This window comes from Elioraea rosea (genome assembly GCF_007644105.1).
Taxonomy (GTDB): Bacteria; Pseudomonadota; Alphaproteobacteria; order Acetobacterales; family Acetobacteraceae; genus Elioraea_A; species Elioraea_A rosea.
The window spans coordinates 46,808-65,490 of record NZ_VFAC01000006.1 but is presented as its reverse complement, the minus strand read 5'-3'; the positions used below and the strand labels follow the sequence as shown (position 1 = coordinate 65,490).

Annotated in this window: 19 protein-coding genes; 14 read left to right on the top strand and 5 right to left on the bottom strand. The window is 69.1% G+C overall.

Annotated features, from left to right (window positions below):
• Positions 1-25 precede the first annotated feature (25 nt).
• The gene (locus FIF60_RS06325; RefSeq protein ID WP_158639090.1) at positions 26-2,686 is read left to right on the top strand and encodes an ATP-binding protein; all 2,661 of its coding nucleotides are present in this window, start codon (positions 26-28) and stop codon (positions 2,684-2,686) included.
• 5 nt (positions 2,687-2,691) lie between these two features.
• Here the strand turns inward: FIF60_RS06325 and FIF60_RS06320 are convergent, their stop codons facing one another.
• The 3 genes from FIF60_RS06320 to FIF60_RS06310 form a co-directional block, all read right to left on the bottom strand.
• On the bottom strand, positions 2,692-3,225 hold the full coding sequence (locus FIF60_RS06320; protein WP_144184990.1) for a hypothetical protein: 534 nt from the start codon (positions 3,223-3,225) through the stop codon (positions 2,692-2,694).
• Positions 3,222-5,780, bottom strand: coding sequence for a hypothetical protein (locus FIF60_RS06315; protein WP_144184988.1), 2,559 nt, complete (start codon positions 5,778-5,780; stop codon positions 3,222-3,224). The genes FIF60_RS06320 and FIF60_RS06315 overlap by 4 nt, the downstream gene beginning before the upstream one ends.
• Before the next feature lie 175 nt (positions 5,781-5,955).
• Positions 5,956-7,473 carry an aldehyde dehydrogenase family protein gene (locus tag FIF60_RS06310; RefSeq protein ID WP_144184986.1) on the bottom strand — a complete coding sequence of 506 codons (1,518 nt, stop codon included), beginning with the start codon at positions 7,471-7,473 and terminating at the stop codon, positions 5,956-5,958.
• A 100-nt stretch (positions 7,474-7,573) separates the two neighbouring features.
• Here FIF60_RS06310 and FIF60_RS06305 point away from each other — a divergent pair, with 100 nt between their 5' ends.
• The 7 genes from FIF60_RS06305 (at position 7,574) to FIF60_RS06275 (ending at position 12,758) form a co-directional block, all read left to right on the top strand.
• On the top strand, positions 7,574-8,797 hold the full coding sequence (locus FIF60_RS06305) for a CaiB/BaiF CoA transferase family protein (RefSeq protein ID WP_144184984.1): 1,224 nt from the start codon (positions 7,574-7,576) through the stop codon (positions 8,795-8,797).
• Positions 8,794-9,639, top strand: a complete 846-nt coding sequence (locus tag FIF60_RS06300) for an alpha/beta fold hydrolase (protein ID WP_144184982.1) — start codon at positions 8,794-8,796, stop codon at positions 9,637-9,639. Before FIF60_RS06305 ends, FIF60_RS06300 begins: the two co-directional genes overlap by 4 nt.
• A complete protein-coding gene (locus tag FIF60_RS06295; RefSeq protein WP_158639089.1) occupies positions 9,614-10,591 on the top strand; it encodes a YheT family hydrolase in 978 nt (325 codons plus the stop codon). Before FIF60_RS06300 ends, FIF60_RS06295 begins: the two co-directional genes overlap by 26 nt.
• Positions 10,592-10,655: 64 nt before the next feature.
• Complete coding sequence (locus FIF60_RS06290; RefSeq protein ID WP_204251123.1) at positions 10,656-11,090, top strand: acyl-CoA thioesterase; 435 nt, start codon at positions 10,656-10,658, stop codon at positions 11,088-11,090.
• Between the two features lie 241 nt (positions 11,091-11,331).
• A complete protein-coding gene (locus FIF60_RS06285; RefSeq protein ID WP_158639088.1) occupies positions 11,332-11,979 on the top strand; it encodes a PEP-CTERM sorting domain-containing protein in 648 nt (215 codons plus the stop codon).
• A gap of 53 nt (positions 11,980-12,032) precedes the next feature.
• On the top strand, positions 12,033-12,305 hold the full coding sequence (locus FIF60_RS06280; protein WP_144184974.1) for a hypothetical protein: 273 nt from the start codon (positions 12,033-12,035) through the stop codon (positions 12,303-12,305).
• Between the two features lie 42 nt (positions 12,306-12,347).
• A complete protein-coding gene (locus FIF60_RS06275) occupies positions 12,348-12,758 on the top strand; it encodes a PEP-CTERM sorting domain-containing protein (RefSeq protein ID WP_144184972.1) in 411 nt (136 codons plus the stop codon).
• Here the strand turns inward: FIF60_RS06275 and hemB are convergent.
• Entirely contained in the window at positions 12,755-13,747 is a 993-nt protein-coding gene (hemB, locus tag FIF60_RS06270) for a porphobilinogen synthase (RefSeq protein WP_144185157.1), read from the bottom strand. The genes FIF60_RS06275 and hemB overlap by 4 nt on opposite strands.
• Before the next feature lie 5 nt (positions 13,748-13,752).
• On the bottom strand, positions 13,753-15,075 hold the full coding sequence (locus FIF60_RS06265) for an O-acetylhomoserine aminocarboxypropyltransferase/cysteine synthase family protein (protein WP_144184970.1): 1,323 nt from the start codon (positions 15,073-15,075) through the stop codon (positions 13,753-13,755).
• Positions 15,076-15,118: 43 nt separating this feature from the next.
• Here FIF60_RS06265 and FIF60_RS06260 point away from each other — a divergent pair, with 43 nt between their 5' ends.
• The 6 genes from FIF60_RS06260 (at position 15,119) to nrdR (ending at position 18,674) form a co-directional block, all read left to right on the top strand.
• A complete protein-coding gene (locus FIF60_RS06260) occupies positions 15,119-15,361 on the top strand; it encodes a DUF6898 family protein (protein WP_144184968.1) in 243 nt (80 codons plus the stop codon).
• A 67-nt stretch (positions 15,362-15,428) separates the two neighbouring features.
• On the top strand, positions 15,429-15,620 hold the full coding sequence (locus FIF60_RS06255) for a hypothetical protein (RefSeq protein ID WP_144184966.1): 192 nt from the start codon (positions 15,429-15,431) through the stop codon (positions 15,618-15,620).
• Between the two features lie 2 nt (positions 15,621-15,622).
• Positions 15,623-16,018: a hypothetical protein gene (locus FIF60_RS06250; protein ID WP_144184964.1), complete on the top strand. Its 396-nt coding sequence runs from the start codon at positions 15,623-15,625 to the stop codon at positions 16,016-16,018.
• Positions 16,019-16,431: 413 nt separating this feature from the next.
• A complete protein-coding gene (gene rpiB / locus FIF60_RS06245; protein WP_144184962.1) occupies positions 16,432-16,884 on the top strand; it encodes a ribose 5-phosphate isomerase B in 453 nt (150 codons plus the stop codon).
• Positions 16,881-18,182 carry a serine hydroxymethyltransferase gene (gene glyA / locus FIF60_RS06240; RefSeq protein WP_144184960.1) on the top strand — a complete coding sequence of 434 codons (1,302 nt, stop codon included), beginning with the start codon at positions 16,881-16,883 and terminating at the stop codon, positions 18,180-18,182. The genes rpiB and glyA overlap by 4 nt, the downstream gene beginning before the upstream one ends.
• Positions 18,183-18,206: 24 nt before the next feature.
• Entirely contained in the window at positions 18,207-18,674 is a 468-nt protein-coding gene (gene nrdR / locus FIF60_RS06235; protein ID WP_144184958.1) for a transcriptional regulator NrdR, read from the top strand.
• Positions 18,675-18,683 lie beyond the last annotated feature (9 nt).

Genomic DNA, 18,683 nt, shown 5'->3' with positions numbered 1-18,683 from the left:
GGCGAAGGGCGCGGCAGTGGTGACCATGCAGCCTGCACGCGGGCGGAAGGTCGTCACCGTCCTGTTCGCCGACCTCGTGGGCTCGACCCGCCTGGTAGCCGGGGAGGACCCGGAGGTTTTCTTCGAAAGAGTGCTTCGGCCTGTGATCGACCTGCTGACCACGGCGGCACGACACTATGGCGGAACGGTTGGCCAGATGACCGGCGACGGGCTCATGGTGCTGTTCGGCGCGCCGGTTGCGCAGGAGGACCATGCGCTCGCCGCGTGCTGCGCGGCGCTGGCCATGCGGTCGGCCCTCGCGGCCGCGATGCCGGAGCTTCGCCTTCGCATCGGCATCAACTCGGGGGAGGTGGTGGTCCACGCCTATGAGCCGAGCGGCACGATCGAGGCGGCAGGGGAGACGATGCATCTCGCCGCACGGCTGCAACAGCACGCCGAACCGGGCGCGATCTGGGTGAGTGCCGCGACGCTCGCCATCGCTGGACACAGGGTCACCGCACGGCCAGTGGGCGCGGTAGAGTTGCGCGGCTTTCCCGGCGCGATCGAGACCTTCGCGCTCGAGCGGGCCGACCCCTCGCTGACGCGCCTCGACCTGCCGCCGGAGCGGATGCTCTCTCCCTTCGTGGACCGGCGGCGGGAGCTTGCCACCCTCGAGGAGGCGTTCGCACAGGCCGCCTCCGGGGCGGGGCGGGCAGTGGCCCTCGTCGGGGAGGCCGGGACGGGCAAGTCGCGCATCCTGCGGGAGTTCCTTTCCCGCATTGGGGGCGCGGCGCGGATCATCCAGGGGCGCTGCACCCGCTGGCGGGAGGACGCGGCCTTCCACCCTCTCCGGCCGATGCTGAGGCGGACCCTCGGCCGCGGAGAGGACGCGTTCCCGCTCGAACGGCAGGACGTGGGCGCTGAGGACGAGGAAGCAATCGACGCGCTCCTTGACCCGGCCCGGCCTGGCAAGGCCTGGGCGGCGCTCGACCCAGCCATTCGCGGGAGGCGGATGATCGCTGCCGCCGCGGAGACTCTGCTCGGCGCGGCAGCCAGCGGCACCACCGTGCTCGTGCTCGACGACCTGCACTGGACCGACCCGGAAACGGAACGGGTGATCGGGTCGGTTCTGGAACGGATCGGCTCGGCGCCCGTGCTTCTCCTGCTCGGATGGCGTCCAGACCGGGCTCCCTCATGGGCCGACGGCGGAACGGTCACCGTCGTGCCGGTACAGCCCCTGGCGGCGGAGGATGCGAGGACCCTTGCGGCCGAGTTGCTCGGGCCCGGCGCGGGGGAGGCGGCTTCTCGCGCGGCGGAGCGCGGCGCAGGCAACCCGCTGTTCATCGAGGCGGAGGTGGAGGCGCTGCGCGACCCAGCGCCGCCGCGGGTTCCGGCCACGACGCGCGGCCTCATCGCCGCGCGCATCGACCGGCTCGGGGAGGATGAGAAGGCGGTGCTCGAGGCGCTCGCCGTGCTCGGCGACCCGGCCGACGAGACGATGATCGCCGCCGTGCTCGACACTGCCGAGACCGCGATCGGCCCGGCAGCGGTGACGCTGGCACGCGGAGGGCTCGCACGGCTCGCCGCCATCCCCGGCTTTGCCCGCTGGGAATGCGGCCACGCGCTCTACCAGGATGTCGCCTATATCGGCATGACGCTGGCGCGGCGACGCCTGCTGCACGGCCGCGCGGCAGCGGCGCTGATGGATGCCGGCACGGGACAGCCCGAGACGTTGGCGCGGCACGCGCGGCTCGGCGAGCTCTGGTCCCTCGCCGTCAGGCAGGCGCGCGAGGCGGGCAGGCGCGCGGCCGCGCGCAACGCCAACCGGACGGCGGTGGCGTTCTTCTCCGATGCGCTCGACGCGCTCGAGCGCCTTCCGCAGGACGAGGAGACGCTGGCGCTCGCCGTCGACCTCCGCTTCGACATGCGCCAGCCGCTGCATCGCTTGGGGCGGATCGCCGAGCTTCGCGCGCGGCTCGACGAGGCCGGCGCGCCGGCCGAGAGGCTGGGCGACCCGGCGCGGCTTGGCCAGCTCCATATCCACACCGCGCTCCATGCCTGGCTCGCCGGCGCCTACCAGGACGCGCTCGCCGCCTGCGCCCGCGCGCTGGCGCTTGCCGAGGAGACGGGGGACGCGGCGCTGAGGCTGCGCGCGATCTTCCAGAGGGGGCTCGCGCATATCGGGCTGCTGCGGATGGATGAGGCGGCCGATGAGATGGCCGAAGTGGCGGCCGGGGCGGAGCATCCCTCGGTGTTGGGGCGCTACGGGCTCGACCGCGCGCTCGCGGCGACGGCGCTGAGCTATCGCGTGCGCGCGCTCGCCGACGCCGAACGCTTCGCCGAGGCGGAGGAGACACTCGCGACGGCGCTGGCGACGGTGGCGGGCGACGTCCGCCCCTTCAACTGGATCTTCGTCCGCATCGCGGAAGGTTTCCTGCACTGGCGGCGCGGCGACGCCCAGACGGCGAGGGGCCCGCTGCGCGAGGCGGTGAGCCTGTGCGACGAGGCGGAGGCCGAGTTGATGCGCCCCGTCGCCCTCGGCTTCCTGGGTGCAGCGGAAGCCGAGTGCGGGGCGGTGGAGGAGGGGGCGGAGATGCTGGAACGTGCCGTGGCCCTGGCGGCCGGGATGGGGTTCATGTTCCAGCAGGATGTGCGGGTGGGGCTGCTGGCGCGGGTGCGGGCCCTGTCCAGCGCAGCCCCGGCGTGAGCCGACTACCCGGTGGTCTCGCCATCGGGGTCAAAATCCTTCTCGCAGTTGAGAAACTCCACGTCCAGCGCCGTGCCGAACTGCAGCCCATAGCGCGCATCGCGGGACAGCTCGTTGAAGACGGCGTCGTCCATGTACACGGCGTGGAACGTTCCAGCGAGGCGGAACAGGAAATGGTTCGGCTCGATCACCTCCTCGACCGTCTCCAGGATCCGCAGCGGCCTCGAAGGATCCCTGATCACCTCATCGGTGGGGTTCGGATCGAAGAGGTCGACCTTGACGGGAAAGCGGACGGTGCCGCGATAGAGCACACGATGCGCATACTCGAAAAAATAGGCGTATGGGATTGTGCGGTCGCGCTCTCCCCGCATTCGCGCCCCATGCACGCTTGCCCTGATGATCCGTCCGGTGGAGCGTCCGTTCGACTGGTCGAGGATCCGGGCACGGCGGACGCTGGGCTTGCCGTCCTTGTCACGGTGGCTGTTGTCGGCGACTACGAGGTTGAGCAGCGCCTCCGGCGCACCGCGATAGCGGCTCATCGGCGTACCCCCTCAAGCTGCTGGATCCGTTGCAACAGCGGCAGGAGGCGCTGGTTGATGCTCAATGGGAGGCGGCCCCGCGCTGCTGGCGGAAGCGGCTCCGGTCCGAGCCGCTGCGGCTTGTCGGGGTCGAGCCAGCGCCAGGTCCACACGCCGCGTTCCGCGTACACATCGATCCGCGACTCGCCGATCGGGTGACTGCTGCCAAGCACGATCACGTCCTGGTCGTTGCGGTTGGCGGTGGCGGTGCGGATCGTCGCCCTGAGCATCAGCGGATCAGCCTCGCTGAAGGCAAGGCCGTCCGGCAGCCTCGCGGTCATGAAGCGCTTGCCGAGATTGCGCGTGCCCTCGCTCGCCCATCCGCCGCGGATGTCCCGCTCATAGGCCTCAACGCTCTTGAGGAAGCCGATGCGCTGCTCGCCAAGCTGGGTCCAGGTGGCCGATGGGCCGGCGGACCATTTCCGGCAGGCGAACGCGACGCTCGCGAACCGCGAATCGCCGTAGCGGTCGCCGAGATTGCGGATCGCGAGGCGCACGACCTGCTGCGGACCGCGGGACCCGCCCCCCGGGACCGGGCGCCCGCCGAGCGCGGTGACGTCATGGACCACGTCAAGGTCCGGCGACATCCAGTTCCAGGCCGCGACAGCCGGATCCTGCGTGAGCGCCTTGCCCGGCACGCAGTTCCAGCTGGTGCTCGCCAGAACCGGCGACCGTTCCGGCCGCGACAGCGTCACCGTGTAGGTACCACCGTTCTCGCGGCTGCAGACCAGAAGCAGCACCTCGCTCACCCCGCGGCATGCGAAGGTGCGGCGCATCCGTCCGCCGTCGGCGTCAAAGCTCATGTCATGGCGGTGTATATCGACCAGGTGTCCCCCCGGGCCGAGCATGATGACCTGCACGAGCCCGCCCCGAAGCCCGGCCGCGCTTCTGCCCGTGAGCGGCCCCCCCGGATCGAGCTCCACCCTCAGCAGGCGCGTCTCGTTCCCTTCCGGCATCAAGACCTTGTAGATCGCCATGTCGTAGGGCCGCAGCATCGGGGCGAGATTGGGAAGTGCGGGCCGCCTCAGCAGGAAGCGCAGCACGTCGTCGCCGACTCGCTCGGTGCGGCGGTCATCGAGCCTGTCGCGGCCCAGCATGACCTGCTCGGCCACGGTGTTGGCCTCCGCGCTCCCCGGCTCACTGCTCGGCAAGGCGGCGTAATGCAGGGTGCGCCCGCCGGATACCTCGACCCTTAGTGCAGCGGCACCGCGGAACGCTGGCTGTTCGCGAAACTGGAAGCGGCTGTCCTCGCCCGACTGGCCGTTCAGCGCAATGCCGCAGAGGAAGTTCGTCCAGGTCGTCTCCTCGAGCACGGTCGTGCCGTTCTGCGCCGCGGGCGCGCCTGCGTCCGGCTTGTCGAGCGGGACGGCACTGTCGAGCGTGCCCAGCCCACGCATCTTCTCCCGTGCTTGCCGCAGCACATCCATCGTCAGCGGCTTGGGCTCGTTCTGGGACTTCGCCAGCGTCTTCAGCGCGGCGAGGACGTGGCGATGATTGTCCGCCTCCCGCATCGCTGCCGGGCCAGGGAGCCAGTACCTCATCCGGCGACCCGTCTCCCCGTCAGCTGTCTGCCACCACGGGGCACGGCTGAGCTCCAGGGGCGGCTCGAGCGGGTTGCCGTGCTGTTCGCTGACATACTTCCAGAACAGAGCCGCTTCATAGCTTGCGCCCGACAGCCCCCCGTCATCACCGCGCGAGCGGGCCAGTGGACGCCTGCGGGCGGTGAACCATCGCTCGGCGTCGAAGCCATAGCGGTTGTAGCTGTCGGTCAGGAAATCCTCCGCGAATCGCGCCCCGCCTTCATAGACCAGGGTCCAGAGTTCCAGCTGCTCCTCGTCGCTTCCCCGGCGCGCGGCACGGGGCGTGGCGTTGGCGGCGTACTGGACGCGATGGAAAACCTCATGCCCGACGGTGGTCAGCGCGCCGAGGTCAATGAGGCGGTTCGAGATCTCGATATGGTCCCACTCCGGAGACGTGACGCCGCGGAAGCCACGAGTCTCGGCGAGAAAGATGTGCAGCCGATCACCGGCCGCGCCGTCACGGCCGAGGGCAGGCTTGTCGAACCCGAGCGCACGGAACCGCCAGAGCGCGTACTCGGCGCATCGGGCGATGTACTGGACGTAAGACGGAGCGGCAGGAGAAGGAGCGGCCGGCCGATCGTAAGGCGCCAGACGTATCAGGTCCTCCGAGACGACGCTTTCCGTCTGCGACGACATGGGCGGCGCCCGAAGCGCCGCCGGCAAGGCATGGGGACCGGTGAGGGCGTAGTGCACCTCGACGGCGGGAAGGGGTCCCTCGTACGGGGTAATCGGGCGATAGACGTAGCTTGTCTGCCCCGTGCCGAGCATGCTGGCCGAGTCCGGCCGCTGGTCCACTTCGCGATCCGGCTGCGACGCAGCGAGCGCCTGGCGCCTGAGCTCGGCTGACGGCGTCCCTGCGCACGCCGCGCACCACGTCGCCGCTCCGCCCAGCGCCAGAAATCCGCGCCTCGGCAATCTGCCCTGCAATTTGTTCATCGAAACGCTCCCAGTACCGGAATGGTCCGGCTTCATACCGAGCGTAGCAGCAAGTGCGGGGGGGAATTCAATGCGAACCTTCTCCCGGTCGAAAACGGAAAGCGCGGGATGTGCGTTGCCGCACACCCCGCGCCGGAACCGCCAGGATAGCGCCCCGCCGGAGCGGGGAGGAGCGTCAGGCCATGTTCACCATGATCGTTTTCTTGTGCATGAAGTGCTCGAGCATCGCTTCGAGCGAGGCCTCCTTGCCGAGCCCTGAGCTCTTGATGCCGCCGTAGCTCAGGTTCGCCTGCACCACGAGGTTCTGGTTGATCTGAACGAGCCCCGCTTCCAGCGCATGTGCCATGCGCAGGCCGACCTTGAGGTTGTTCGTCCACACGGACGCTGCCAGCCCGTACTCGCTGTCGTTCGCCTCGGCCAGAACCTGCTGCCAGTCGCTGAACGGGAACAGAACCGTCACAGGGCCGAAGATCTCCTCGCGCACCAGGCGGCTGTCGCGCGTGAGCCCCGTGAAGATGTGCGGCTGGATGAAGAGGCCCTTCTTCAGCGCCGGATCGCTCGGCATCGCAGAGCAGGCGCGGCCCGTGGCCCCCTTGGTCGCGAGCCCCTCATCGATGAAGCCCTTCACCTTGGCGAACTGGTCGGCCGAGATGATCGTTCCGATGTCGGTCTTCTCGTCGAGCGGGTCGCCCATCACCATTGCGTCCACCTTCGCAGCGAGGGAGGAGACGAACGCGTCGAAGATCTTCTCGTGCACGTAGATGCGGCTCGCCGCCGTGCAGCTCTGCCCCTGGCGGGTGAAGCGCATCGAGGTGATCGCGCCCATCACCGTCTTCTCGAGGTCGGCGTCGGCGAACACGATCATCGGGCTCTTGCCGCCGAGCTCGAGCGTGACGGGAACGATCTTCTTCGCCGCCGCCTGCCCGACGATACGTCCGACCTCGACGGAGCCCGTGAACGTCACCTTCCGCACCTTCGGGTGCTCGACGAGCGGCGCGCCGCACTCGGGCCCGAAGCCCGAGAGCATGTTGAACAGCCCGGGCGGGAGGATGCGGTTGAGGATCTCGCAGATCCGCAGCACAGCGAGCGGCGCCTCCTCGGCCGACTTCACGACGACGGCATTGCCGGCAACGAGCGCGGGCGCGACCTTCAGCGCCATCAACAGCATCGGCACGTTCCAGGGGATGATCGCGCCGACCACGCCGAGCGGCTCGCGCACGGTCATCGACAGCACGTCGGGGTGGAACGGAACGGTCTCGCCCTTCAGCTCGCTGCCGAGGCCCCCGTAGAAGGCGAAGATGTCGGCCACCACGTTGGCCTCGACACGGCTCTCGGTGCGCAGCGCCTTGCCCGTCTCGAGCGCGATCAGGCGCCCCAGCTCCTCGACATGCTCGGCAATCGCCTTGGCGCAGGCGCCGACGAGCTCGCCGCGCTTGCGGGCGGGAACCTTGGCCCACTCCTTCTGTGCAGCGGCCGCGACGCTCACCGCACGGTCGACATCCGCGGCATCGCCGAGCGCGGCCGTCGCGACCTCTTCAGCCGTCGCGGGGTTGACCACGGGGAACGTCTTGCCGGAGGCGGCTGGAACAAGCTGGCCGCCGATCAGGTGATGGCCGGAGAGAGCCCGGGCGAGGGCCTTTTCGTCCAGCGTCGGGCTGGTCGGCGTGCGTCCTGCGGTGATCGTGTCGGGCATGGTCTTGTCCTTCCCCGGCGGCGGTTCCATAAGCGCGCGGACCATGCACCCGGCCCCCGGGCGGTTCAAGACGGGGGCCCGCAAGGAGGGGATGATCGGAATGCCGGGACAGCCTACGGGACCGTTGAAGGGCCTTCGCGTGTTCGACCTGACGCGCGTGCTTGCAGGCCCGACCTGCGCGCAGATGCTCGGCGATCTCGGCGCCGACGTGATCAAGATTGAGCATCCGACGCGGGGCGACGACACGCGCGGCTTCGCGCCCCCCTTCCTTCCCGGCAAGGACGGCCCGACCAAGGAGAGCGCCTATTTCGCCGGGGTGAACCGGAACAAGCGGAGCCTGACGCTCGATATCGCCAAGCCCGAGGGGGTCGCGATCGCCAAGAAGCTGATCGCCTCGTGCGACATCCTGGTCGAGAACTTCAAGCCGGGTGGACTGAAGAAATACGGGCTCGACTACGAGAGCCTGAAGGCCGAGTTCCCAGGGCTGATCTACTGCTCCATCACCGGCTTCGGGCAGACCGGCCCCTACGCGCCGCGGCCGGGCTATGACAGCCTCATCCAGGCCATGGGCGGGGTGATGAGCCTCACCGGCGAGCCGGACGGGCTTCCCCAGAAGGTGGGCATTCCGGTGGCCGATCTCTTCGCCGGCCTTTACGCGACGATCGGCATCCTCGCGGCGCTGCGTCACAAGGAGGCGACGGGCGAGGGGCAGCAGATCGACATCGGTATGCTCGACACCCATGTCGCCTGGCTCGCCAACCAGGGGATGAACTACCTCGCCACGGGCGAGAACCCGCCGCGGCTCGGCAACCAGCACCCGAACATCGTTCCCTACCAGGTGTTCGCCACCGCCGACGGGGCCATCGTGCTCTCTGTGGGCAACGACGCGACCTTCGAGCGCTTCTGCAAGGGCTTCGGGCTCGAGCATCTTCTCTCCGACGACCGCTTCGCCACGAACGCCTCGCGCGTCGCCAACCGCGCCCTGGTGACCGACACGCTGACGCCGACGCTGAAGTCCCGCACCACGGCGGAGTGGATCGAGAAGCTCGAGGCACTGTCGATCGGCTGCGGCCCGATCAACACGCTGAAGGAGGTGTTCGACGATCCGCACGTGAAGGCGCGCGGCATGGTGATCGAGATGGAGCATGCCGCGACGGGCGGGAAGCCCGCGAAGCTGATCGCCAATCCGGTGAAGCTCTCTGCCACGCCACCCGACTACCGCATCTCCCCGCCCGTGCTCGGCGCGCATACCGAGGAGGTGCTGCGCGAGGCGGGGCTTGGCGAGGCGGAGATCGCCTCCTTGCGCGAGAAGGGCGTGGTGTGACGCCACGCCCCGGGCGGCTTCGCTGGCTCGCAGCTGACGGGTTCCATTCGCTCGCCTTCGTGGAATGGGGCGAGCGGGGCACGTCGCCGCCCGTCATCTGCGTGCATGGGCTCACGCGCACGGCGCGCGATTTCGATCGCCTCGCCGAAGCGCTCGCAGCGCGCGGCCGCTGGGTGATCTGCCCGGACATGCCAGGGCGAGGAGGGAGCGATCGTCTCTCGAACCCGCTTCTCTACGCGGTGCCAACCTACGTCACGGCCTGCGCGCATCTTCTTGCCGCGCTTGGCGCAGAGACGGTCGACTGGGTCGGCACCTCGATGGGCGGGCTGATCGGCATGGGCACCGCAGCGATGCCAGGCACCCCCATCCGGCGCATGGTGCTAAACGATGTCGGCCCGTTCATCCCCGCCGCGGCACTCTCGCGCATCAAGACCTATCTCGGCCTCGACCTCCGCTTCCCCGACCTCGCCGCGCTCGAGGCTCATCTGCGCAAGGTGCATGCGGGGTTCGGGCCGATGACGGAGGCGGACTGGCGGCACCTTGCCGAGACCTCCGCCGTGCCTGCGCCAGACGGAACGCTCCGTCTGCATTACGACCCCGCGATCGCCGCGCCGATGCCGGAGGTGGCGGAGGATGTCGATCTCTGGGCGGTGTGGGAGCGCATCGCCGCCCCCGTTCTCGTGCTACGCGGTGCCGTGTCGGACCTGCTCCTTGCCGAGACGGCCCAACGCATGGCGGCGCGGCCAGGCGTCGTCCTGCACACCGTCCCTGGCGTCGGCCATGTTCCCGCCCTCGTCGATGACGACCAGGTCGCCCGTGTCGCCGCCTTCCTCGAGGGCTGAACCGCCGCCGTTCCGGCCGCGCTTCCCGTGGCTGAACGGCGACCTGCAGACGCTACGTGACACGCTGCGCGGGGGCGCGCCGGACCCGGGCCCCTTCACCCGCCTCTGGCTTGACCTGCCCGACGGCGATGCGCTCGCCGCGGCCTGGCAGGCGGGGCAGGGACGGGAGACGGTGGTGCTCATCCACGGCCTCACCGGCTGCGAGGACGGCGTGCATATCCGCCGCGCCGCCGCCTTCTGGCGCGGCCGAGGCCATGGCGTGCTGCGGCTGAACCTGCGCGGCTCGGCGCCCAGCCTGCCGCGCTCGAGCAAGGGCTACAACGCCGGGGCTGGACAGGACATCGTCGAGGCGTTGCGCGCGCTCCCGGAGGAGCTCGTCGCGCCAGGGCTCGTTCTGATCGGCGTCTCGCTCGGCGGCACGCAGCTTCTCGATGCGCTCGCTCGCGAAGGCGACGAGCCCTCGCTTCCCCTGGTCGCCGCGGCGACGATCTGTGCGCCCGTCGATCTCGCCGCCACCTGCGCGCGCATGATGGCACCGCGCAACGCCGTGTATCATTCCTGGATCCTCAGGCGGATGAAGCAGGATGCCGCGGCGCTCGCCCCCCACATCCCCCCCGACCGGCTCGAGGCGGCACGGCGTGCGCGCAACGTGCGCGCCTTCGATGACGGCTACGTCGCCCCGCTCGCAGGCTACGCGGGGGCGGACGACTACTACGCGCGCTGCTCGCTTCCCCCGCGCATCGGCCGCATCCGCACGCCCACGCTCTGCCTGACGGCGGAGGACGACCCGTGGATCCCGGCCGCCACCTACAGGGCGCAGGACTGGCGCGCCAACCCCGCGCTCACTGCGCTGATCGCCCCGGGCGGCGGGCATGTCGGCTTCCATGACGGGGTGCGCGACGGTTCCTGGGCAGACCGCCGCATCGCCGCCTGGCTCGATACGCTTCGCTGAGCGGGGCTTGCGGCGCCTGCTGCGCTGCGGCATGCGAGGGGACGGACGAGCAGGGAGCCCCATCGTGACGAAGCCGATCGGCCACCGGGCCGACTATGCCTGGTTCACCCCCATCATCACCCGCTGGATGGACAACGACGCCTACGGGCACGTGAACAACGTCGTCTATTATTCCTGGTTCGACACGGCCGTGGCGCGCTTCCTGATCTGCGAGATCCTGCCCGTTGCGCCGACGCTGATGGGCTACGTGGTCGAAACGCAGTGCCGCTACCACGCCTCGGTGTCGTTCCCCGATGCGGTGACGGTGGGTCTGCGCGTCGAGCGCCTCGGCACGTCGTCGATCCGCTACGGCATCGGCATCTTCCGCGAGGACGAGGACCGCGCTTCGGCCGAGGGCCATTTCGTGCACGTGCACGTGGAGAAGGCGACAGGCCGCCCCAAGCCGACGCCGGACGAGGCGCGGGCGGTGTTCGAACGGTTCATGATTGCAAGGGACTGACCGTTTCGGCATTCGATTCGCCAGGCCTTGATACCGAGCAAGGCCCGCGGAGCACCGTGCTTGACCTTCCGGATCCGCCCGCTCTCCACTGGCGTCGTGATGCTCCGACGACAAGAAGAAGAGCGGAAGCGCCCAGGAGGGACACATGCATCGTTCACCCCTATCTTGCAGACGCCTTAGCGAGCGGGGCGAATCGCGGCACGCCCGCTCGGTGTTCAGCATCGCAGCGGCAGTTGCGCTCTTGGCAACGCTTGGCACCGTTCCGGCGAAGGCGGATGTGATCCGCTTCTACTTCGACAACATGGCCGCTGTGGATGACGACCCGCCCGGTCCGCCTGTCGTCGAGGTCGGTCCGGTCCGCGCTGGGTTCATCCAGTTTTCCCTCGCCGACTACTACAACGGCATCTCCATCAACGCCGCGCTGCCGCCCGGGCCCGTGCCGAACTGGGGCGCGCTCGGGCTCGACGACCTTCAGGTCTCGTTCGGCGGCATCGACATCAGGCTCGACGATCTTGCCAACCCCTATCCGGCCGGGCCGCTCGGCGCATGGTCCCTCAATGTGGCCATCCCCGACCTCCCGAACCCCGATGACCTGAAGCAGCCCAACGTCATGCCGACGGTGCTGCACCTCCGTCTGACCACCACGCAGGAGGACCTCGTGTTCGGCCTCGCCGCGCCGGGCCAGCCCGCGCTGCTCGGCGAGTACGGCACCGACGACGTGGATGTCTGCTTCTCCACCCCACCGGCGCAGACGTATTGCAGCGTCTCCGGCGTGCTGTCTGGACCATTCTATGTCGTCCCGGAGCCGACGGCACTGGCGGTGCTCGGCGTCGGGCTCCTTGGTCTTGCGATCGTGCGGCGGCGGGCAGGGAGCGACGCTGTGCCATGAGGCCCTCGAACCCAGCTCCGAATGAAACGGGACCTTCAGAAGGGGGCGGTACCATGAAGCACAGTTTCTCTGCATTCGAGCAGCGCGGCCGGTTCCGGAAACGCTTCAGCGCTCTCTGCACGCTTGCCGTTACGATGGCGGGCCTGGCCATCGCAGAACCGGCCCGTGCCGACGTGATCCGCTTCTATTTCGACAACATGGCGGCGTACTTCGGCGATCGCTCTGACCCTACCGTGATCATCAGCCCGACGCGTGCGGGCTTCGTGCAATTCTCCCTGGCGGAGTATTACGCCGGTATCGATTTCTCGCTCTTCGGTCCTCAGTGATTTCCTCCGGACTGGGAAGACCTTGGTGTCGATGACCTCCAGGTGTCATTCGGTGACATCGATGTCACGCTCGACGATCTGTCGGCAGCGTTCCCATCCAGCCTCGTCCATTGGCGTTTCGACGTGACGATCCCGGATGAGACGAATCCCGAGGATCTCAAGCAGCCGAACGTCCAGCCAACGCTTTTCCGCCTCGAGCTCACCGCCTTGAACGACGTTCTTGTCTTTGCGCTCGGCGGGCCGCCTTTAAACAATCTAAATGTACTGTTGGCGGGGACCTACGGATCGGACAATCCCGACCTGTGCTTCCTCGGACCGAGTGGCGAAAGGACGTGCACAGTAAGTGGGTTCCTTTCCGGTCCCCACTATGTGCCGGAGCCGCCTTCGCTTGCCCTGCTGGGCCTCGGCCTTCTTGGGCTGGCCGCGGCGTCGCGGCGATGGGCCGGAGGCTAGCCGCTCCGCAGCACCTTCGCCGCAAACGGTGCGAAGTAGGTCAGCACCCCGTTCGCGCCCGCGCGCTTGAAGGCGAGCAGGCTCTCCATCATCGCCCGCTCGCCGTCGAGCCAGCCGCGCTCGGCCGCGCCGGCGATCATCGCGTACTCGCCCGACACCTGGTAGGCGAAGGTCGGCACGCCGAAGCGCTCGCGCACGCGGCGCACCACGTCGAGATACGGCATGCCCGGCTTGACCATCACCATGTCGGCGCCCTCGGCGAGGTCGAGTGCCACTTCGCGCAAGGCCTCGTCGGTGTTGGCGGGGTCCATCTGGTAGGTCTTCTTGTCTCCCTTCAGCGCGCTGCCCGAGCCAACCGCGTCGCGGAACGGGCCGTAGAAGGCGGAGGCGTACTTCGCCGCGTAGGACATGATGCGGGTATGGATCAGCCCCGCGCCGTCGAGTGCGGCGCGGATCGCGCCGATGCGCCCGTCCATCATGTCGGACGGCGCGATCACGTCGATGCCGGCTTCGGCCTGCACGACGGCCTGACGGCAGAGGATCGCCACGCTCTCGTCGTTCGCGACGTAGCCGTCGCGGATCACCCCGTCATGGCCGTGGCCCGTGTAGGGATCGAGCGCGACGTCGCCGACGAGGCCGATCTCGGGCACCGCCTTCTTGATCGCGCGCGTCGCGCGGCACATCAGGTTCTCCGGGTTCGCACTCTCGGTGCCGTCCTCGTCCTTCGCCTCCTTGGGCGTGACCGGGAAGAGCGCGAGGGCAGGGATGCCGAGCGAGGCGGCCTGCTCGGCCGCGGCGACGGCGAGGTCGATCGAGAGGCGCTCGACGCCCGGCATGGACGGCACGGGCTCGCGCACGCCGGTGCCCTCGCGCACGAAGATCGGCCAGATCAGGTCGTCGACGGAAAGCGTGGTCTCTGCAACGAGACGCCGCGTCCAGGAATCGTACCGGTTCCGCCGCATCCTGATTGCCGGATAGCCACCGTGCATCGTGCTCACTCCGCCGCCTTCCTCTGCCCGCCCGTTGCCGCATCCAGCGCCTGGCCGAGGTCGCCGAGGATGTCGTCGATATGCTCGATGCCGATGGAAAGCCGCACATAGCCCGGCGTCACGCCTGTGGCTGCCTGCTCCTCGGCGTTGAGCTGGCTGTGCGTGGTCGAGGCGGGGTGGATCGCGAGCGTGCGCGCATCGCCGATATTGGCGACGTGATAGACGAGCTTCAGCGCATCGATGAAGCGACGCCCTGCCTCCGCGCCCCCGGCGAGCTCGAAGCCGAGCAGCGCGCCGTAGCCGCCGCGAAGATACGCATCGGCCCGTCGCTTCGCCTCGCCCTCCTGCAGGGAGGGGTGGATCACCCGCGTCACGGCAGGGTGGTCGGACAGCCACGCCGCGACCTTCAGCGCGTTGGCGCAGTGCCGCTCCATGCGCAACGGCAGGGTCTCGAGCCCCTGCAGGAACAGGAAGGCGTTGAAGGGCGACATCGGCGCGCCGAGGTCACGCTGCAGCACCACGCGGGCGCGGATGATGAAGGCGATCGGCCCGAGAGGCTTCACCGCCTCGGTCCACACCGCGCCGTGGTAGGAGGGGTCGGGCGTGTTGAGGAGCGGGAAGCGTTCGGCGTGCTTCTCCCAGTCGAAGTTCCCGCCATCGACGATGATGCCGCCGATCGAGGTGCCGTGCCCGCCGATGAACTTCGTCGTCGAATGCATCACCACCGCGGCACCATGCTCGATCGGGCGGCAGAGGATGGGCGAGGCCGTGTTGTCCATGATCAGCGGCACACCGAGCTCCCGCCCGATCGCCGCGACCTCGCCGATCGGGAACACCTGGAGCTTCGGGTTCGGCAGCGTCTCCGCGTAGTAGCAGCGCGTCTTCGCATCCGTCGCGCGGCGGAAGTTCTCGGGGTCGGCGGGGTCCACGAAGCGGCACTCGATGCCGAACTGCTTCAGCGTGTTGGCGAAGAGGTTCCAGGTTCCGCCATAGAGGTCGGTCGAGGAGACGATGTTGTCGCCGGCCTGGGCGAGAGCGAGCACGGCGAAGGCCGAGGCCGCCTGGCCGGAGGCGACGGCGAGCGCGGCCACGCCCCCCTCGAGCGCGGCGATGCGCTTCTCGAGCACGTCCACCGTCGGGTTCATGATGCGGGTGTAGATGTTGCCGAGCTGCTTCAGCGCGAAGAGATCGGCCGCGTGCGCTGTGCTGTCGAACTGGAAGCTCGTCGTTTGGTGGATCGGCACGGCGACCGAGCCGAAGGCCGGGTCGCGCCGGTGGCCCGCGTGCAGCACGAGTGTTTCCGGATTGGTGATCTTCTGGTCCGACATTGGCGCGTCTCTCTCCCATGTGGCGGGGTTGGCAGGTCGGACGATGGCATACGTCGGTGCGCGTCACCATGGTGGGCATGAGTGGTCCCTGCCGACCGCCGAACTCCTGCTCGAGGAGCGGCGCATGGGGGTGTGGCTGAGGGTCGCCGCGGTCGATCCTGCCACGGGCGAGGAGGTGGTCGCGGTCGGGCCGGCCGCGAACCCCTCCGCCGTGCGCCAGGCAGCGATCGGCAAGCTCCGGCGTCGCCTGGCAAAGGCCCAGGGCTTAGGGTCCGGCTGCGAGTGACGGCCGGCATACACCGGCCTCGCCTCGCCTCCATATAGTTGCGCTTCCGCAACATATGGAGGACGCGATGTCACTCCTCAACAAGACCGCTCCGCTCATGCACCGCGAGCGTGGCTATTTCGTATCCAACGGCTTCGCCACGGCCGAATGCGGCTCCTACGGCGAACGGGACGGGAAGGTCTACGAGCGCCTGGGCAACCTCAAGGCGATCAACGCCGGTGTTCCTGACCCGGTCGTCGATCGGCTGGGCTTTCCGTGAAGGTGAGCTTTTCGTCCAAGCATGCCGTCGCCTGCTACCTCGCCGACTATGACGAGATGCAGCTGAGGAATTCGGAGAAGATCGGCGACGCGCTTGCCGAGCTCTACCGGAAGAAGGGCAATGACTGGACCATGAAGCGCAAGTGGGCGATCGGTGCGATCGAGGTGAAGAGCGGCTTCATCGTGATGAGCAACGACAAGGACGTGGAGGTGACGGTTGCCGGCACCGGCACCGTCAACGCGAGCGGCGTGCCGATCACGTTCGAGCTCGGCGGCATCCAGGGCGGCGGCTCGAGTTCGATCGAAGTGATCGGCCTCAAGAACATGACGCCGTTCGTTCTGCTCGGCGAGGTCAAGGACAGCGTGTTCAACAAGGCCACCTGGGGCCCTCTCGGCTGAACCACATGCGGCCCCTGCTGACGGCGGGGGCCGTTCCGCGCGTGGCCCCTGACCTGCGAGGCGGATAACTGATGCTCGCCGCCTCCGTGTGCCGCGCTCGGCGGCGGCGCCCGCCCCGCGATCGCCTGCCACGCCGATCCGGGCGCCCATCACGGGTTCGACGCGCCGAACTCCCGTGCCAGGGTGCTCACAGGGCGCGTTCTCTGCGGATGGCTCGGGCCGGGTGCATGTCGGCACCGACCCGGCGGCGCGGGCCGACGCAGTCTCCCGCGCGCCAGCCTTCCTCGCTGCGCACCTGCCGCGTTAACCCGCTCCCGAGGCAGGGTTTTGTGGTCGGCTTCCGCGCCGACCGCAGCCCGTGGTATGCCTCCGGCGTCCGGGCAGTCCGGGCGGAGACGGGCGGACCCCTTGGCGTGACCTACATCATCGCTTTCGGCGCAGACCATGCCGGGCTCGCGCTCAAGGACGCGCTGGCAGAGGCCGCGCGCGGCATGGGCCACACCGTGCTCGACCTCGGCACGAACGGGCCCGAAAGCGTCGACTATCCGGATTTCGCCGCCCGCGTCTGCGAGGCCGTCGCCTCCGGCCGCGCCGGCTTCGGCGTGCTCGTCTGCGGCACGGGCATCGGCATGAGCATGGCGGCGAACCGCAACCCCGCCATCCGCTGCGCGCTCGTCCATGATGCGACGGGCGCGCGCCTCACCCGCGCGCACAACGACGCCAACGTGCTTGCCCTCGGCGCGCGCATGACGGGCGCCGAGCCGGCGCTAGACGCGCTGCGCGCCTTCCTCGACACCCCCTTCGAAGGCGGCCGGCATGCCCGCCGCGTCGCCAAGCTTTCCCCCTCTACGGAGACGGTCCGATGAACATCGACACGCCCTCCCGCGCGCTCGACCGCTTCTTCAACGCCCCCCTCGCGGAGGTGGACGAGGCCGTTGCCGCCGCCATCGCGGGCGAGCTCGTCCGCGAGCAGGACGGAATCGAGCTGATCGCGTCGGAGAACATCGTCTCCCGCGCCGTGATGCAGGCCCAGGGCTCGGTGATGACCAACAAGTACGCCGAGGGCTATCCCGGGCGGCGCTACTACGGCGGCTGCGTCGAGGTCGACAAGGTCGAGGCGCTGGCGATCGAGCGCGCGTGCAGGCTGTTCGAGTGCAGCTTCGCCAACGTGCAGCCGCATTCCGGCGCACAGGCGAACCAGGCGGTGTTCTTGGCCCTGCTCCAGCCTGGCGACACGATCCTCGGCATGGACCTTGCCGCCGGCGGGCACCTCACGCACGGGGCCGCGGTGAACCTCTCCGGCAAGTGGTTCAAGCCCGTCACCTACGGGGTGCGGCGCGAGGACAGCCTCGTCGACATGGACCAGGTCGCCGCGCTCGCGCGCGAGCACAAGCCGCGCATGATCATCGCCGGTGGCAGCGCCATTCCGCGTGCCCTTGATTTCGCGGCATTCCGCCGCATCGCAGACGAGGTGGGCGCCTACCTCCTGGTCGACATGGCGCACTACGCCGGGCTCGTTGCCGCGGGCGTGTACCCGACGCCGCTGCCGCATGCGCATGTCGTGACGACGACGACGCACAAGACGCTGCGCGGCCCGCGCGGCGGCATGATCCTCTCCAACGACGAGGCGCTCGGGAAGAAGATCAACTCTGCCGTCTTCCCAGGCCTGCAGGGCGGACCGCTGATGCATGTGATCGCGGCCAAGGCGGTGGCCTTCGGCGAGGCGCTGACGCCCGGGTTCCGGGCCTACCAGAAGGCCGTCATCGAGAACGCCCGCGCCCTGGCCGACGAGCTTCTCGCGCAGGGCCTCGGCGTGGTCACGGGCGGCACGGACAGCCACCTGATGCTGGTCGATCTCCGGCCGAAGAATCTCACAGGCAAGGCGGCAGAGGCCTCTCTCGAACGCGCCCACATCACCTGCAACAAGAACGCGATCCCGTTCGATCCTGCGAAGCCCATGGTCACCTCCGGCATTCGCCTCGGGTCGCCGGCCGCAACCACCCGCGGCTTCGGCGTGGCCGAGTTCCGCGAGGTCGGGCGGATGATCGGCGAGGTGCTCGATGGGCTCTCGCGGAGCAACGATGGTGACAATGCCGCCGTCGAGAAGGCGGTGGGAGAGCGGGTGAAGGCGCTCTGCGCCCGCTTCCCCATCTACCGGGACTGAGCCAGGAAGCGCGAGACAGAACCGATGCGCTGCCCCTTCTGCGGCCACGAGGACACCCAGGTGAAGGACAGCCGTCCGACCGAGGACGGCACCGCCATCCGGCGCCGGCGGTCCTGTCCCTCCTGCGGGCAGCGCTTCACCACGGTCGAGCGGGTGCAGCTCCGCGAGCTCACTGTGGTGAAGTCCGACGGCCGGCGCGTGGCATTCGACCGCGACAAGCTCGCCCGCTCGATCCGCATCGCGCTGCGCAAGCGGCCGGTGGACGAGGACAGGATCGAGCGCATCGTCAACGGTGTGCAGCGCCAGCTCGAGAGCTCGGGCGAGAGCGAGATCCCGTCCAAGGCGATCGGCGAGATGGTGATGGATACGCTCCGCGAGGTCGACCCCGTGGGCTATGTCCGCTTCGCCTCGGTGTACCGGAACTTCCGCGAAGCCAAGGACTTCGAGGCCTTCGTCGAGACGCTGGGCAGCCGCCCCCGAAGCGGGGGGTGAAGGCGCCAG